Annotated in this window: 19 protein-coding genes and 1 tRNA gene; 9 read left to right on the top strand and 11 right to left on the bottom strand. The window is 49.9% G+C overall.

Translation table 11 applies throughout. The features are described 5' to 3' along the window. Positions 1-59 precede the first annotated feature (59 nt). On the top strand, positions 60-734 hold the full coding sequence (gene lipB, locus QZ331_RS13330) for a lipoyl(octanoyl) transferase LipB (protein ID WP_294631096.1): 675 nt from the start codon (positions 60-62) through the stop codon (positions 732-734). Here the strand turns inward: lipB and QZ331_RS13325 are convergent. The 5 genes from QZ331_RS13325 to yihA form a co-directional block, all read right to left on the bottom strand. Next, entirely contained in the window at positions 700-1,485 is a 786-nt protein-coding gene (locus QZ331_RS13325) for an N-acetylmuramoyl-L-alanine amidase-like domain-containing protein (RefSeq protein ID WP_294631095.1), read from the bottom strand. The genes lipB and QZ331_RS13325 overlap by 35 nt on opposite strands. A gap of 2 nt (positions 1,486-1,487) precedes the next feature. Further along, positions 1,488-3,476, bottom strand: a complete 1,989-nt coding sequence (locus QZ331_RS13320; RefSeq protein ID WP_294631094.1) for an oligopeptide transporter, OPT family — start codon at positions 3,474-3,476, stop codon at positions 1,488-1,490. 144 nt (positions 3,477-3,620) lie between these two features. Then, positions 3,621-4,016, bottom strand: a complete 396-nt coding sequence (locus tag QZ331_RS13315; protein ID WP_294631092.1) for a DUF1573 domain-containing protein — start codon at positions 4,014-4,016, stop codon at positions 3,621-3,623. Between the two features lie 97 nt (positions 4,017-4,113). Continuing rightward, positions 4,114-4,713, bottom strand: coding sequence for a DUF4923 family protein (locus QZ331_RS13310; protein ID WP_294631090.1), 600 nt, complete (start codon positions 4,711-4,713; stop codon positions 4,114-4,116). Between the two features lie 17 nt (positions 4,714-4,730). Further along, positions 4,731-5,333, bottom strand: a complete 603-nt coding sequence (gene yihA / locus QZ331_RS13305) for a ribosome biogenesis GTP-binding protein YihA/YsxC (RefSeq protein ID WP_294631087.1) — start codon at positions 5,331-5,333, stop codon at positions 4,731-4,733. Positions 5,334-5,460: 127 nt separating this feature from the next. Here yihA and recR point away from each other — a divergent pair, with 127 nt between their 5' ends. From recR to QZ331_RS13290, 3 genes are read left to right on the top strand one after another with little or no spacing between them, the layout of a single operon-like run. Then, on the top strand, positions 5,461-6,078 hold the full coding sequence (recR, locus tag QZ331_RS13300) for a recombination mediator RecR (protein WP_294631085.1): 618 nt from the start codon (positions 5,461-5,463) through the stop codon (positions 6,076-6,078). A 31-nt stretch (positions 6,079-6,109) separates the two neighbouring features. Beyond that, positions 6,110-6,568, top strand: coding sequence for a hypothetical protein (locus tag QZ331_RS13295; RefSeq protein ID WP_294631083.1), 459 nt, complete (start codon positions 6,110-6,112; stop codon positions 6,566-6,568). After that, positions 6,565-7,110: a GNAT family N-acetyltransferase gene (locus tag QZ331_RS13290; protein WP_294631081.1), complete on the top strand. Its 546-nt coding sequence runs from the start codon at positions 6,565-6,567 to the stop codon at positions 7,108-7,110. Before QZ331_RS13295 ends, QZ331_RS13290 begins: the two co-directional genes overlap by 4 nt. Positions 7,111-7,122: 12 nt before the next feature. Here QZ331_RS13290 and QZ331_RS13285 read toward each other — a convergent pair whose 3' ends face one another. Then, positions 7,123-8,439 carry a pyridoxal phosphate-dependent aminotransferase gene (locus tag QZ331_RS13285; RefSeq protein ID WP_294631079.1) on the bottom strand — a complete coding sequence of 439 codons (1,317 nt, stop codon included), beginning with the start codon at positions 8,437-8,439 and terminating at the stop codon, positions 7,123-7,125. Between the two features lie 167 nt (positions 8,440-8,606). Here QZ331_RS13285 and QZ331_RS13280 point away from each other — a divergent pair. The 3 genes from QZ331_RS13280 to QZ331_RS13270 all read left to right on the top strand — a co-directional run bounded on the left by QZ331_RS13280 (position 8,607) and on the right by QZ331_RS13270 (position 9,826). Then, a tRNA-Asp gene (locus QZ331_RS13280) sits at positions 8,607-8,680 on the top strand. A 170-nt stretch (positions 8,681-8,850) separates the two neighbouring features. Continuing rightward, positions 8,851-9,318, top strand: a complete 468-nt coding sequence (locus tag QZ331_RS13275) for a hypothetical protein (RefSeq protein ID WP_294631077.1) — start codon at positions 8,851-8,853, stop codon at positions 9,316-9,318. Positions 9,319-9,322: 4 nt separating this feature from the next. Beyond that, complete coding sequence (locus QZ331_RS13270) at positions 9,323-9,826, top strand: hypothetical protein (protein WP_294631076.1); 504 nt, start codon at positions 9,323-9,325, stop codon at positions 9,824-9,826. Positions 9,827-9,905: 79 nt separating this feature from the next. On the opposite strand, the gene QZ331_RS13265 is transcribed toward QZ331_RS13270, so the two are convergent. From QZ331_RS13265 to QZ331_RS13255, 3 genes are all read right to left on the bottom strand, one after another. Then, on the bottom strand, positions 9,906-10,364 hold the full coding sequence (locus QZ331_RS13265) for an N-acetylmuramoyl-L-alanine amidase (protein WP_294631074.1): 459 nt from the start codon (positions 10,362-10,364) through the stop codon (positions 9,906-9,908). Positions 10,365-10,377: 13 nt separating this feature from the next. Then, complete coding sequence (locus tag QZ331_RS13260) at positions 10,378-10,479, bottom strand: smalltalk protein (RefSeq protein WP_294631073.1); 102 nt, start codon at positions 10,477-10,479, stop codon at positions 10,378-10,380. Between the two features lie 62 nt (positions 10,480-10,541). After that, positions 10,542-11,021: an HU family DNA-binding protein gene (locus QZ331_RS13255; protein ID WP_294631071.1), complete on the bottom strand. Its 480-nt coding sequence runs from the start codon at positions 11,019-11,021 to the stop codon at positions 10,542-10,544. Positions 11,022-11,185: 164 nt separating this feature from the next. Here QZ331_RS13255 and QZ331_RS13250 point away from each other — a divergent pair, with 164 nt between their 5' ends. Continuing rightward, entirely contained in the window at positions 11,186-11,449 is a 264-nt protein-coding gene (locus QZ331_RS13250) for a DUF4248 domain-containing protein (RefSeq protein ID WP_294631069.1), read from the top strand. A 100-nt stretch (positions 11,450-11,549) separates the two neighbouring features. Here the strand turns inward: QZ331_RS13250 and dnaB are convergent, their stop codons facing one another. Together dnaB and QZ331_RS13240 are read right to left on the bottom strand one after the other, a co-directional pair. Continuing rightward, positions 11,550-12,929: a replicative DNA helicase gene (gene dnaB / locus QZ331_RS13245; protein ID WP_294631067.1), complete on the bottom strand. Its 1,380-nt coding sequence runs from the start codon at positions 12,927-12,929 to the stop codon at positions 11,550-11,552. Positions 12,930-12,951: 22 nt separating this feature from the next. Continuing rightward, complete coding sequence (locus tag QZ331_RS13240) at positions 12,952-13,563, bottom strand: hypothetical protein (RefSeq protein ID WP_294631065.1); 612 nt, start codon at positions 13,561-13,563, stop codon at positions 12,952-12,954. Between the two features lie 402 nt (positions 13,564-13,965). Between QZ331_RS13240 and QZ331_RS13235 the strand changes: the two genes are divergently transcribed. Next, positions 13,966-14,370, top strand: a complete 405-nt coding sequence (locus QZ331_RS13235; protein WP_294631064.1) for a hypothetical protein — start codon at positions 13,966-13,968, stop codon at positions 14,368-14,370. The last annotated feature ends 506 nt before the right edge of the window (positions 14,371-14,876 follow it).

Here is a 14,876-nt window from a genome sequence, read left to right as displayed (position 1 = left end):
CTCGGTTTTTATTGTGCCGGTGTAGAAAAACTCGATTTTTCTATATAATTTTGTAGACTATGAAAACAATTTTTATCGACTGGAATCTGATACCGTATGCCGAGGCGTGGCAACGGCAGACGGATTGGTTTGACGGCGTTGTCGGGGCAAAAGCGCAGGGCGAAGCCTATGAAAACCGTATCATCATGTGCGAGCATCCCCATGTCTATACGTTGGGGCGTAGCGGGAAAGCAAACAATATGTTGCTGAGTGACGAACAACTGAAAGCGATTGATGCGACTCTGTACCACATTGACAGGGGAGGAGACATCACCTACCACGGACCCGGACAGTTGGTATGCTATCCGATATTGAACCTGGAAGAATTCGGCCTGGGACTGAAAGAATATGTTCATCTGCTGGAAGAAGCAGTCATACGTGTGTGCGCGTCTTACGACCTTGAAGCAGGAAGACTGGAGAAGGCGACAGGTGTATGGCTGGAAGGCGATACTCCGCGTGCCCGCAAGATTTGTGCGATAGGGGTGAGGAGCAGCCGTTATGTCACCATGCACGGGTTGGCTTTGAATGTAAATACGGATTTACGCTATTTCAGCTACATTCATCCTTGCGGCTTTATAGATAAAGGCGTCACTTCTCTTCGTCGGGAATTGGGGCACGATGTGCTTATGGACGACGTGAAGCAACGCCTTGAAAAAGAATTTAGAAATCTTTTCCGGCTTCCGACATTCGGATGACACGTACGCCTGTCCACGATTTCTTGTTATTGAGCATATGGCTGAGCGGCGTCTTGCTGACAACCACTTTCCCTAATGTCTGTGAAGCGTGTAGCAGATGCAGTTTGCCGTTTCTGTATGCTGCTATTCCTACGTGTGCGATGTCCAGTCCGGCCAGCTTCGTGGTGATGGCGATGATATCTCCGTTCATAATCCACGGCAATCCGTTATCCGGCAGTTGGCTTTTCGGTAGCCAGTGTACTGTTTTGCCCGATAATGCTTTCTCGTGTGCGGCCATTCGCGACACATTTTCCGGCGAACCGGACAATTTCTTGTATTGTTGGGGGTGAGTGGACATATACGAGAGCGACAATTTCATGGTAGACGCGCTGTGCCGGGCAGTGACATCTGTGAGGAACCCGTGGCGGATACCGTTGTCAATCCAGTCGGACGTGTAATGCAGCCGCGAAGGATAGCCGTTGATGATTCCGTCCCGATACCGTATCTTTTGCAGGTTCTCTTCGAACGACGGACCGAGAGTCTGTGCCAATGTATATTCCACGAAAGTCACGCAATCCACTGCATCCGTCCGGACAATCAGTCTCTCTTCTCCCTCCCGGTCTAAGGTGTTGGCGACATATTTTGTCCCCAGGTAAGACTTCCCGATTCGTAGCATCGCTGCGCAGTCTTGCGGGGCAAGCCCCGCAGACTGTTCCTGTGCAAAAGTAATTGCACCGACAAGTGATAGTATGACGGATAAAATCCTTCTCATATTTACTTAACCTTCATGGAAGCCTTGATGAAATAAAGAATCAGCATGGCATATGCTCCTAAGGCCAACACTTCCGACCAGGTATTGTTGAGCCATGCTTCATTCACGAGGTTGACTCCGCCGAAGCGCATGGCGGCACTGACAACTCCCATCAATGCACCGCCGGCAATGAAACCGGAGGCCAATAAGGTTCCTTTTTCTCCTCTTTCCGTATTCAGGGCCGCGTCTTTGCTGCGGGTAGTCACAAACCAGTTTATAGCTCCGCCCACTACCAACGGCACATTCAGTTCGAGGGGGATAAACATACCCAATGCGAAAGCCAATGCGGGAATTTTGCAAAGCGTCAGGATGATAGCCAAGACCGCACCGATGCCATACAGCAGCCACGGTGCACCCACGCCGCTCATCAACGGTTCGATGACTGCTGCCATCGCGTTGGCTTGCGGAGCAGCCAATGCGCCGCTTGTGAATCCGTATGTCTTATTCAGGATAATCATCACACCGCCTACGGTTGCAGCCGATACGATTGTTCCTAAGAATTTCCATGTCTCCTGTTTGGCGGGTGTACTTCCCAGCCAGTAGCCAATCTTCAAGTCGGTGATGAAACCGCCCGCCATTGAGAGTGCCGTACATACTACGCCTCCCATCACTAATGCGGCAACCATGCCCGAAGGGCCTTTCAGACCGACCGCCACCATTACTACCGAAGCCAAAATCAGAGTCATCAGAGTCATTCCCGATACGGGATTCGTACCCACGATTGCAATGGCGTTGGCAGCTACCGTAGTAAACAGGAAAGCGATGCCCGCAACCAGGACAATTGCTACGAATGTGTGCAGCAAATCGCCCTGCATTACATCGAAGTAGAAGAACAGGACAATCAATACCAGTGTGATGATAGAACCGATGGCGATAATCTTCATCGAAAGATCCCGTTGGGTACGTATGATGCTCTTCTCCACATTACCCTTGTCGCCCATCTCTTTGGCTGCCAGTCCGACGGCGCTTTTGATAATTCCCCAAGAGCGGATGATACCAATCACACCAGCCATAGCGATGCCGCCGATACCGATACTCTTCGCGTAATATTTGAAAATCTCTTCCGGGCTCATCGTTCCTACGGTAGAGGTTATTTCAGGGTTCCATGCATTCAGCACGCTGTCGCCCCAGATGGAGGCCATTCCCGGGATAATAATCCACCATACCGCCAATGAGCCGGCACAAATGATGGCAGCGTATTTCAGTCCGACAATATATCCCAGCCCCAATACGGCGGCACCCGTATTCACTTTGAACACTAACTTGGCTTTTTCCGCCAACATCTCTCCGGCACTGCATACGCGGGTCGTGAAATTCTCGTTCCACCATCCGAATGTGGCTACGACAAAATCGTACAATCCGCCCACCATACCTGCCATCAGCAGAGGTTTTGCCTGGCTGCCTCCTTTTTCACCGGAGATTAGCACCTGCGTGGTGGCAGTTGCTTCGGGGAAGGGGTATTTGCCGTGCATATCGTTGACGAAGTATTTCCGGAAAGGAATCAGGAACAGGATACCCAATACGCCGCCTAACAGGGAGCTGATGAATACCTGCATGAAGGTGACTGACATTTCGGGGTATTTTGCCTGTAGGATATACAAGGCAGGCAGTGTAAAGATGGCTCCGGCGACGATTACTCCGGAGCAGGCTCCGATGGATTGTATAATCACGTTTTCTCCCAATGCATTCTTTCGCTTGGCGGCTCCCGATACTCCTACTGCGATGATGGCAATGGGGATGGCGGCTTCAAACACTTGTCCTACTTTCAAGCCTAAGTAGGCGGCGGCAGCCGAGAACAGGATTGCCATAGCGATACCCCACGCTACCGACCAGAAATTAACTTCCGGATAGTTTTTTGACGGACTCATCAAGGGGTTGTAAACTTCCCCCGGTTTCAACTCTCTGAACGCATTCTCGGGCAAGCCGGTGAATTTGTCTTCTTCTTGTTTCATGGTTTTATAAATTTATAATTTGTTACTGTGTTGTTTGCGTAATTTGTTTCTATCAAAACTCACGCTGATTTACGTTTTCGTGCTCAAAGTAAACAAAAAAAAGGAGAATCGGAAGATTCTCCTTTATCTAAAGTATGTTTTTTCTTATTTGGTGTCTTTAGGTGTCATATCCCCTTCGATGTATAACCTTATCATTTCCGTTTTGGCGTTGGTGCGCAGGGTAATCGACTTTTTGAAGTGTCCCGGATATTTGCCCGTTCCGTTGTAAGTCACCTTGATGGTTCCCTTTTTGCCCGGCATGATAGGTTCCTTTGTGTATTCGGGTACGGTGCATCCGCAAGAGGCTACCGCCTGGTGGATAACCAAAGGAGCATCACCGATGTTGGTGAAGGTAAACGTACAGTTCACCACGGGATTGTTTTCTGAGAACTTGCCGAAATCGTGAGTCGTCTTGTCAAACTTGACGTCCGCCTTTGTCTGTGCAAATGCAAGACTTACCCCCATCACTAATAAAGTCATTAAAAAAAGTATCTTTTTCATATTCCTTCTCTTTTTTGATTACAAGCGGCAAAGATAATGCTTTTTCCCTTAAATACGCTCTCCGGAGTGCGAAATAGTATTAAACGCCTTGTTTTTGCTATTTCTCCAGTTGGAATCCCAACATCATTCCGTCGTAATTGTCGGCCAGTGAGCTGACAGTCTTCAGTGCCGTGCTATTACTTTTGCTGCCGATAAAAGCCATCAGTTTCAGCAACTTGTCCGATTTGAACAGCAGTTCCAGCGAGTTTGAGGTGCAGTTTACCTTTGCGTGCAGATTCAGTAGTTTGAGGTATTTCAGGTCTACTTGCTTGGTCGAAGCGTTGTAGGAGTAGGTTCCGCTCAGTTTCTTCTTTCCCACCGTGCTGGTGAATGTGCTGTCGGCGTTGAAGGTGAAGCTCATCTGTCCCTCCTTGATACCTATTTTGCTCAACTGTTCGTCCAGTTTGTTCTCTGCCATTGTAGCTGCGGCGGCTCCTCCGGCTTTCATCAGCAGGTTGTCTGATTCGAACTCTACGGCAGAGCCTTGATAGTTCCAGGTTCCTGTCATGTCGATGGATTGGGCGTTTCCGGTGATGGCGTTCACTACTTTTGAGATGTTGTCCTTGTTGAATAAGTCCGACCACGACTGTGCTTGGGCGGTGGTAGCTGTCAACATCAGTGCTACTAAGAGGGAGAGTGATAGAAAGTTCTTTTTCATGTTCGTTCTCTGTTTCATTAAATATTGAGATTCTTGTTTATATGCTCGATGTAGCCGAGTATTTCCATACGTCCGGTGCGGTTTTCCGAAGAAGATATAAAATGGGGAGGAAGCTCTTCCCACTGCTTGCCCAGTTCGCGCAGGTAGAGGCTGATGTTCGTTTTCAGCCGTCCTCCCTTCAGTTTGTCGGCTTTGGTGAAGATGATGGCGAAGGGGATACCGTTTTCTCCCAGCCATTCCATGAATTCGAGGTCTATTTTCTGCGGTTCCAGGCGGCTGTCGACGAGGACGAAGAGGTTCGTCATCTGCTCGCGTTCCAGGATATAGTCTTCGATGATGGTACGTATCTGGTCTTTGCCTTTCTGTCCGCGCCGGGCGTACCCGTATCCCGGAAGGTCGACGAGATACCAGTTCTTATTAATCAGGAAATGATTGATAAGCATGGTTTTTCCCGGGGTGGCGGAGGTCATTGCCAGTCCTTTCCGGTTGGTAAGCATATTGATAAGGCTGGACTTGCCCACGTTGGAGCGGCCGATGAAGGCGTATTCGGGGAGAGTTCCTGCCGGACATTTCTTCACGTCCGTATTGCTGATTACAAATTCTGCACTTGTTATTTCCATTTTTCTTCTTTGCTTGTATTATATTGTCATCTGTCCAAACTCCTGCAAAGGTAGCATTTTTTGCAGCTATTAAAACAATAATCCTTATCTTTGCGCCAAAATATCGATAGAAAAGCAATTATTGTCTATGAATAAACAATATCCTTCCGTGCTGCTCGAAAAGGCAGTGGGCGAGTTTTCCAAACTACCGGGTATCGGGCGCAAGACGGCGATGCGGCTGGTCCTGCACCTGCTCCGCCAGGATGCGGCGACGGTGGAAGCGTTCGGAAGCTCCATCATCACATTAAAGCGTGAGGTGAAATATTGCAAAGTATGCCACAATATATCCGATACCGAGACTTGCCAGATTTGTGCCAATACGCAGCGCGACCCGTCTACCGTTTGTGTGGTGGAGAACATCCGCGACGTCATGGCGGTGGAGGCGACCCAACAATACAGGGGGCTGTATCACGTCTTGGGCGGTGTCATTTCTCCGATGGACGGAGTGGGGCCGAGCGACCTTCAGATAGAGAGCCTGGTGCGGCGGGTGTCCGAAGGCGGTATTAAAGAGGTGATTCTCGCCCTGAGCACCACGATGGAGGGAGATACGACCAACTTTTACATCTACCGCAAGTTGGAGAAGTCGGGTGTGAAGCTCAGTGTGATTGCGCGGGGTATCTCCGTGGGCGACGAGTTGGAATATGCCGACGAGGTGACTTTGGGGCGTAGCATTGTGAACCGGACGGTTTTCACCGGAACCATATAAACCATTTATTTACCAGAAATCAGGAACGGACATGGAAGAACAGATAAAGCGTGCTGTCAGAATTTTGAATATCAGTTATATTTTCTTTTGGGTATTGCCAGCCTTTCTGCTTGGGGCGGGGGAGTTTGAATTGCTTCCCGTAGGAGCGATGGAGGGCAATGTGCAGGCCACTTATTACTTCGAGACTGCCGGTATTTTGCTGACGGCGCTCTGCGTACCGCTTTCGCTGAAGATATTCAGCCTGGTGCTGAAAAACAAAATCGACCATCTGACGATAACGCTTGCGCTCAGGCGTTATGTGCAGTGGAGCATCGTGCGGTTGGGCATACTCGAAGTTGCCATTGTGGTGAATCTGCTGTGCTATTACCTCACGTTGAGCAACACGGGCAATCTTTGTATGCTGATTGGGCTGACGGCTTCCCTCTTCTGCCTGCCCGGCGACAAGAGGCTGCGTAGCGAACTTCACATTTCTCAAGACAAAGAAGCATGAGACAATCTTTTTTAATGAACGACCGCATCTACCTCCGTGCCGTGGAGCCGGAAGATATGGAGGTGATGTATGAGATGGAGAACGACCCTTCGATGTGGGACATCAGTAATTTCACGGTTCCCTATTCGCGCTATGTGCTGCGGCAGTACATCGAGGGTTCGCAGTGCGATGTCTTTGCCGACAAGCAACTGCGGCTGATGATTGTAAGCAAGTCCGGCCATTGCCTGCTCGGCACGATTGACATCACCGACTTTGCCGCTCTCCATTTGCGCGGCGAGGTGGGGATAGCTCTCCGTAAGGAGTATCGCGGGCAGGGGTATGCTACCGATGCGTTGCGGTTGCTTTGCGAATATGCTTTTGATTTTCTTTCCCTGGAGCAGTTGTATGCACACGTGGCGGTGGACAATGAAGAGTGTATGCGGGTGTTTGCCGCGTGCGGGTTTGTGCAGTGCGGCGTGCTGAAGAATTGGCTGCGAGTAGGAGGGGAGTACAAGGATGCGGTGATGCTGCAACGCTTAAATCCGAAAGGTAAAGACGTATAGCCATCCGACGGCTTAGGCCGTCGGATGATTTTGGGCAAACAGTTTCATTCTCTCGTCGAGCTGTGCGTACTGATGCTCCTTGATAAAGGAGGTGCAGGTGCGCAATCCTTCCTGCTGGCTTCCCGTTGTGACCAGGGAGATGGCGCTGACGCCGTAATACATCAACTCTTTCGCCAATTCGCCACTGCTCATTCCCGGATATCCGATGGTGAAATAGAATCCGTCGGCAATGGGGTCGTCCAGGTCCTTGTCATATACCAGTCGGAAGCCGTGGCGGAGGAATATTTCTTTCAGTTTCTTCGCTCTTTCACCGTATATTTTCACTTCGTCGAGGAAGTTGTATGTTCCTTCGTTGGCGGCTTTCAGCATGGCCGCTAAGGCAAACTGTGCCGAGTGGCTCGTGCCCGACGAAAGCGCGTAGAGCACGCGGTGGATAAAGACAGTACCGAAAGTGCCGCCCCCGTAGCGTTTGGTCAGTCCCAGATAGGTGCGGTGATACAGCTTGTCGGAGATGCAGCTCACGCCGATGCGCTGTCCGGCATAGCTGAATGCTTTGGAGCCTGAGATGAGCAGCACGTAATTGTCCGTGTAGCGCGCCACCGACGGCTGGAACGGCGGTTCGAACGGGCGGCTGAGGTTCTGGCGGAAGTCCATCGCGAAGTAGGCGAGGTCTTCCAGCACGATTACATCGTATTGTGTAGCCAACTCGCCGATGATTCTCAGCTCCTCTTCTTTCAGGCAAATCCAACTGGGATTGTTGGGGTTTGAGTAGATAATCGCCGAAATGTTTCCCTTCTTCAGATAACTCTCCAGTTTCTCTTTCAGCCTCTCTCCGCGATAGTCGTACACGTCGAACGTTTCGTATTTCTGTCCCATCACTGTCAACTGCTGTTTCTGCACGGGGAATCCCGGGTCGATAAACAGGATGGTGTCTCTCTCTTCGTTGCATTGGCTGCAAGTGAGGAAGGAGGCGAATGTGCCTTGCATGGAGCCGGTCACGGGCACGCATCCTTCCGCGTTCAACTCTATGCCGATAAAGGCTTTGATGAAGCGCGATGCTTCCTTTTTCAGTTCCGGCAGTCCGTTGATGTCGGGATACAGGCTGGCAATTCCGTTTTGCAGCGCTTCGATTTCCGCTTTCACTCCTACAGCGGAGGGCGGAAGTCCCGGCACGCCCATTTCCATCTTGATAAATTTCACTCCCGATTCGGCTTCGGCTTTTGAAGCGATGGCTTTCACTTCTCGAATGGTAGCCGTGGAAAAGTCGACAATTTGAAACTCTTTGATGGTTTCGTCAATCAGATGTCGCTCGATTGGTGTATTTTTCATTCTATTTTCTATTTAATGTGATGGCTGCAAATGTACGCGATTATTCTCGAAAAACACACTTTTTTCAAAAAAAGATGCGTAAGCTATTGCAGGTTTGAAAAAAATACCTACCTTTGCACTCGCAATCGAGAGAGATGCGATTGATAGAATAAACAGATTTACATAAAGGTGCGTTAGTTCAGTTGGTTAGAATACATGCCTGTCACGCATGGGGTCACGGGTTCGAGTCCCGTACGCACCGCAAAGGAAAAGTTGTTTTTTTTAATAATATTGATAAGTGCCGGTACTTGATGTATAGGCACTTTTTTTATGTCTTTAAGAATGCGGCTGATTATATTGATTTTAACCGAAATATTTATTGTGTTTGTAGAAGATTGTTGTATCTTTGTCCATAAATTTAATAGGTCGATAATGAAATCAATAAATAATTGGGCAATAAAGAATAAACACTATTTTTTATCTATAACGTGGTTAGTTTTAATAGTGTTATTTACATATACGCCTTTAGTCCATCATGCTTTGAAAATTAGTGATGTATTATTTGTTGATGAATATTGTAAAAATCAGCAATGTGGTCTTTCTTTACTTGTCAATTTAGGTTTGTTGTTAATGGTAGTCTTTGATTATATTGGTGCGGGTAAACATACGACAACAAAATTATTAGTACTTGTTTTATGTGCGGTATTTGTATTATTGGGAATTTATTTGCATACGGGAATATATGTAGCCAAAGAATTATCACAATATGTTTACCCAATCAGTGAAAATAATCTTTCCATGATTCTGCATATTTTCTTTTTCTGTATATTGCTTCATATAAAAATAGAATCGATGGAAGAACAAAAAATAGATAATATGGTTATACAAGAAGAATATTAATAATATGGAAACAGTTTATTTTTTAATGATATTATTTATTGCTGTTGCAATGTACGCATACTTCAATATTGTCTCTGGAAAACAAGAGTTTGTCCAATGTGTTGAAGCGGGCCCTGCAATGGCGACAGATGCCAAGAGGTTGAAAGAACTTTCTTTTTACGATAAACATCGAATTGTACTGAATGCTGACGGTCAGAAAGTAGATACATCCGGAATGATGCGAATTGTCGTAAAAGGAAATTGTATGAAGCCTAAACATATCGAATCGGGCGCGCAACTTTTAGTTAAGAAAATAAATAGAAAAGATTCTATACGTAATCAGATAAAACAAGGAGATATTCTGCTGATTCATTTAACAGATAATGATATTTATAAAATACGGATATTTGATAGATATGATGGAGGAGATTTAGCTACTTATCGTTATGACGATAATGGAGAAAGAAAAAACTCGACTCGAAATCATAAAGAATCAAGTATTGTGGGTATTGTAAAATATAGATTATAGTCCATAAAAAAAGAGGGAGCTTTTTTCAGTTCTCTCTTTTTTTATGTCTTTACTTTTGATTTGTTATTTCCCTCCTCCGCTACAAATCCGCATATTCCCCTCTTGCGTCAAAGCAGGGGCACGCTTTGTGCACGTCTGCGCTCAGTTGGTAATGTCCGGCGATTCTCGCTTCGGGGTAGAGCCTTTTCAGTTCGCCCAACACCCGGCGGAGCGTCTCCTTCTGCGGGGCGGTTCGGGTGTCGGCGGGCTTTCCCGTTTCGTCGAGCCCGCCTTCGTAGCAGATGCCCAAGCTGTGGAGGTTGAACCCCAGAGCGTGTGCCCCGATTTCGCCCATCGGCCGGGTGTGGTGGAGCACCCCGTCCTTCGTCACATAGAAATGATAGCCGATGCATTTGAAGCCACGCTTCAGGTGGCACTGTAGCAGTTGCTCCTTCGTGAAGGGGATGTTGGCGCGCGTGGCACTGCAATGCACGACAAGGTACTGGATGGTGCGCGGCGCATACTCCTCCTTCCGGTTGAATTCTTTCAGTTCCTTCATCTCCCCGGCGCGTTTAAAGGTGAACCGTGCAAGAGGTGACACCCAACGCCGACACGATGGAAGTGGCGATGGTGATGATGATTTGCAGGATTTGTTTCCAGATGTACTTTTTCATGATTCTTTTGTTTTTTAGATGGTGAATATTTTTAATGCTAAGAGAAGCCCTTCCTTATGACTTTATAAGCCCGGGTCCGGTGTCTCCCCGTCGTCTCCGCCGCCTGGGTTCGGTTCGGGGATAATCACATCATTCCCCTCCTCATCCCTGTCGAGCCTTACCAGCGTGTACTTCATCGCCTTACACATATCCGCGAGCATGGTTCCTGGCCGGAAACGCACGCGTGCCGTCTTGATGCAGGTGGCCGCCTTGAACTTCTCCGCCGTATCCGTGGCGATGCCGGTGGCGATGGTGATGCGGAAACTCCCCATATCGCCCAAGAGGACAATGTTGCCCAAAGCCAACTGATTCTTCATCTCCAGCAGAAACTCGGTGATGCACCCCTTCAGCTCGCCTATCGAGAACGACGAACGTTCGGAAATGCGGCCGATAATCTCGTCGGTATCCACCCGCCGGTTGCTGCGCGCCATTGCATAAAACTTAGCCGGTTCCTGCGGCTTCTGCGGATTCTTCCGACCCACTACTACATACTTCTGTGCCATAACTGTTTGTTTTTGGTTACGGTGCAAAGATACACCCTCGCCGAAGGGGAGTGGACGCCAATGGACGACACTGCACGATGCACCTTTTTTTCTCCCCGAATGCTTGACGATGTACGGAAAAATGAGTATCTTTATAGCATTATTAACCCGATAATACGAAGAAAATGGAAGAAGTAAGATTTTGTGTGAGATGCTATGATAAGATAGAATTGGCGAGGATGTATTTCCCCCATCTGAGCAACCCCGTGTCGGTGGCGAAACTCCGTCGCTGGATGCGCAACTGCCTGCCCTTGATGCAGGAGCTGACGGCGGGAGATTTCCACCCCAGGCAGAAAATGTTCAGCGCCCGCGAAGTGCGGCTTATCATCCGCTATTTGGGAGAGCCCGACGGATACAGCCCCGTTCACCGGTCGTCGCGTATGGAATGACCGCATCTTCCCGCCGCGTCGACCGCCCGTTGTGCCCCGGCCGACCGCTCCTCTGCACGCAGGGGAGCGGTCGTTTCTTCTATTCACTGCCGGCGGTCGTTCACGCGCGGGTGTGCTTCTTCATCCAGTCCATTCCGGGTACATAATCCTCCAGTCGGGTCATGCTCGGGTCGTGTCTGAAATAGAGCTCCTTTGTCGTCCCGTTGCGGTGCTTCACCACGTCTATCACGCCCAGCCCTTCGGTGGGGTAGGTGCTCTTGCGGTCGGTCTCCCGTCCCGAGAGGGCGGGTCGCGAAAGCATCAGCACCAAGTCCGCATCCTGCTCGATGGCGCCGCTTTCGCGGAGGTCGCTCAGGTTGGGGCGGTTGTCGGGCCGTCCCTCCACGTTGCGGTTGAGCTGGCTCAGCAGAATCACGGGGATGTTCAGCTCCTTAGCCACCATCTTCGCTTTGCGGCTCGCCTGCGCCACCTCCTGTTCGCGGTTGCGGTTACTCTGTTCGCTCTTCATGTCGCACAGTTGCAGGTAGTCGATGATGACGGCGTCGCACTTCCCCTTGCTGTGCAGCATCTTCGCCGAGGAGCGCACGTAGTCCATGCTCACCGAAGGGTTGTCGTCGATGTGTATGGGCAGGCGCGACAACTCTGCCGAAGCCTGCCGCACCTGCTGCAACTCGTCGGCCGTCAGCGCTCCGCTACGCAGATGGGCGGGGCTTACGTTTGTGGTGGCGGCAAGCAGCCAACGGTCGCCCAGGCGCTCGCCCTGCATCTCGAGGCTGTAGACGGCGATGTGGTATCCCGCCAGCGCGGCGGCACGCGCCATGTGCAGGGCAACCGCCGTCTTGCCCACGGAGGGACGGGCGGCGATGACAATCTCGTCGCCCTGTTGCCAGCCGCACGTCAGCGTGTCGAGGTCGGTAAATCCCGTCGGTATCCCCGTCAGCCCGTTGCGGTTGGAAGCCATGCGCGCCTCCACCTGGCCGAGCGTGTCCTCCATCAGCCGGTCCATCGGGCGGAGATGTTCGGTACGGCCGCACTCTTTCTCCAGGCGGTCGAGCAGGCCATGCGTGTCGGCTAAGGTGTCGTCAATGTCGGTCGTCTCGTCCGCCGCCAGCGCCAAGAGCTTGTGGAAGCCCAAGATGGCTTCGCGGCGGATGTATTTCTGCTTCAGGATGCGGGCGTGGAACTCTAAGTGCGCGCTCGACACCACGCGGGCGCTGATGCGCACAATCGTGTAGGGCCCGCCGATGAATTCGAGTTTGCCGCGCCGGGCAAGCTCCTCCTTCGCCGTCATGATGTCGATGGCTTGTCCGGCGCGGTACATACTTTGCAGGGCGGAGTAAATTTCGCGGTTCACTTCGTTGTAGAACACGTCGGGGTGCAGGATACCGGCAACCACGGTGATGGCTTTGCTCTCCAAAAGGCAGGCGCCCAGCACGACTTCTTCGAGGTCGGCATCCTGCGGGTTTAAAATCTCACTCATTTCTTTCTTCTTTTTTAGGGGGTTAATAGTCATACTCGTTCAGAAAAGCCTTGTTGGACAGGTACGAGCTTGCCTGCATACAGAATTTCGTGTCCTTGAGGTTGTCGTAATACTCGTCGATGTTCTTCAGGGCGAGTCCGCGTTCGCGCGGCGAGAGCTTCTTCCATTCGCGGCGCGCCTTGCCGATGTTGAGCTTGGGGATGCGGGTCACCTCGTGATACTTCTCCCAAAACGCCTCGAACGTGACGCCGCAGGCTTCCTCGCGCGCTTTGGCGCAGCGCTTTTGGCCTACCAGCATATCGTAGTCGGGGATGCGTATGTGGGTGATGTAGGGCGTGTTGAGCCGCTCGATGATACCCTCTTTATACATCTTGTCGAAGAAATAACGCGTCCGGCTGCGTGTCCACCCGAACAGCTCCGCCCAGTGCGCCATCGACATCACCGACTCGCCGCGCTGGCACTCAATCGTGTACTGGCGCACGTGGCACGTCGTGGGACTGTAATTCACATGAGTCAACACCAGGATAAAGGCGTCGAAACTTCCCGAGGCGCCTTTCTGCACCTTTATCTGCTCCTCAAACAATACTTTAGGGAAGAGGAGGTATCCCTTGCGTAACATTTTTTCTGTTTCCATACTTTACAAATAGGAATTGGTTAATATTAAACTGACTGGTTGTGTTCCGTCCGCCGGCCGCGTCTTTTTTACGCACCACCCGCACGGCCACACTCATTCTCTTTCCAAACGCCTTGTCCGTGGGGATTCCGACGGCGTCGCGGAGACACTTCCGCCACACCTTCCGCCACATAAATATATAAGATAAAAAAAGAATGTATTAAAATACATTATATCTTCCCCCTTCTCCGGACGGGCTTTTCCGCCTGTCGTCTCTCTTTTTCTTCAAGGCGCGGCAAAAGTAACGGTTACCGTCCGGCGGGGAAAGACTAAGTTTTCGGCGGCGGTAATTTAAAGCCCGAAAAGCCTGTACATTCCGCCAAACTTCACTATCTTTGCAACCGGAAATAAAAACTTAAGATTTTGACAAGAATAGCAAAGGTAGGCAAGCGTCTGGAACTGAAAAAGGAAAAACTGATTGGTCAGACCGAGAGAGAGGAACAGATAAAGGAGACCATACAACACACGCAAGAGGAGATAGAACAGTTGGAGTACTGCATGAGGCAGGTGCAGCGTGCGAAGGAGACCAACCGCAAGCCGCGAGTGATTGCCTACGATAAGGTGCGCGAATGCTTTGCCATTCTCTCGCGTATGTACGACTACGTGCAACGTCATGTCAAACAGACTATTAAATACGAACTCGCGTGCGAAGTCATCTATGCGCGCTACAAATTCAAGAGCCGCTCCAACGTGTCGGGGCAAGAGTTCCTCTGCTATGCCACCGTGCTTGCCTACTTCAAGCGCGAACGCGGAATGGTCAATGCATGACATAAAAAACGGCGGATATGGCGGCCGGCTCATATTTTTTCCTTATATTTGTTTCTTGAAGTTACGAAAAGAGTGTAATTTATTGGAAATGAGCGTAGATTAATTGCTCATGATAGTAATAGGTTACGAATTAGTTAGTTATCTACTGCATTATCCTTCTGCGCGTTGCGTAACCTTCAAAGAACTCTTCGTATGCAAAAATAGAAATTAAACGGGAGATTTAGAAATAAATCTCCTGATTTTTTATCCTCACATATAAGTTTTTCCGTAAAAGCGGTTTTGTCCGTCGGCACACCATCGCCCAAAGAGATTTTGGACGAACGTATGCCGACTACCGCATAAGCGGAGAAAAGGGCTTTGCCTCACGCCTAAACAGAAGTTTAGACTGATGATGCAAGGCCCATTTCTTTTGCGCTTATGCCAGAGAGGTGCTTTTACGGATTTCTGACGATTTTTCTTTTTCGCTGTCCATTTGAGCCGGAAGCGGAAAGCCGTGCATGACCGCC

Source organism: uncultured Bacteroides sp. (assembly GCF_910586915.1).
Taxonomy (GTDB): domain Bacteria; phylum Bacteroidota; class Bacteroidia; order Bacteroidales; family Bacteroidaceae; genus Bacteroides.
Note: the sequence above shows the minus strand (reverse complement) of the source record. Positions and strands in the feature narration are given on the sequence as shown.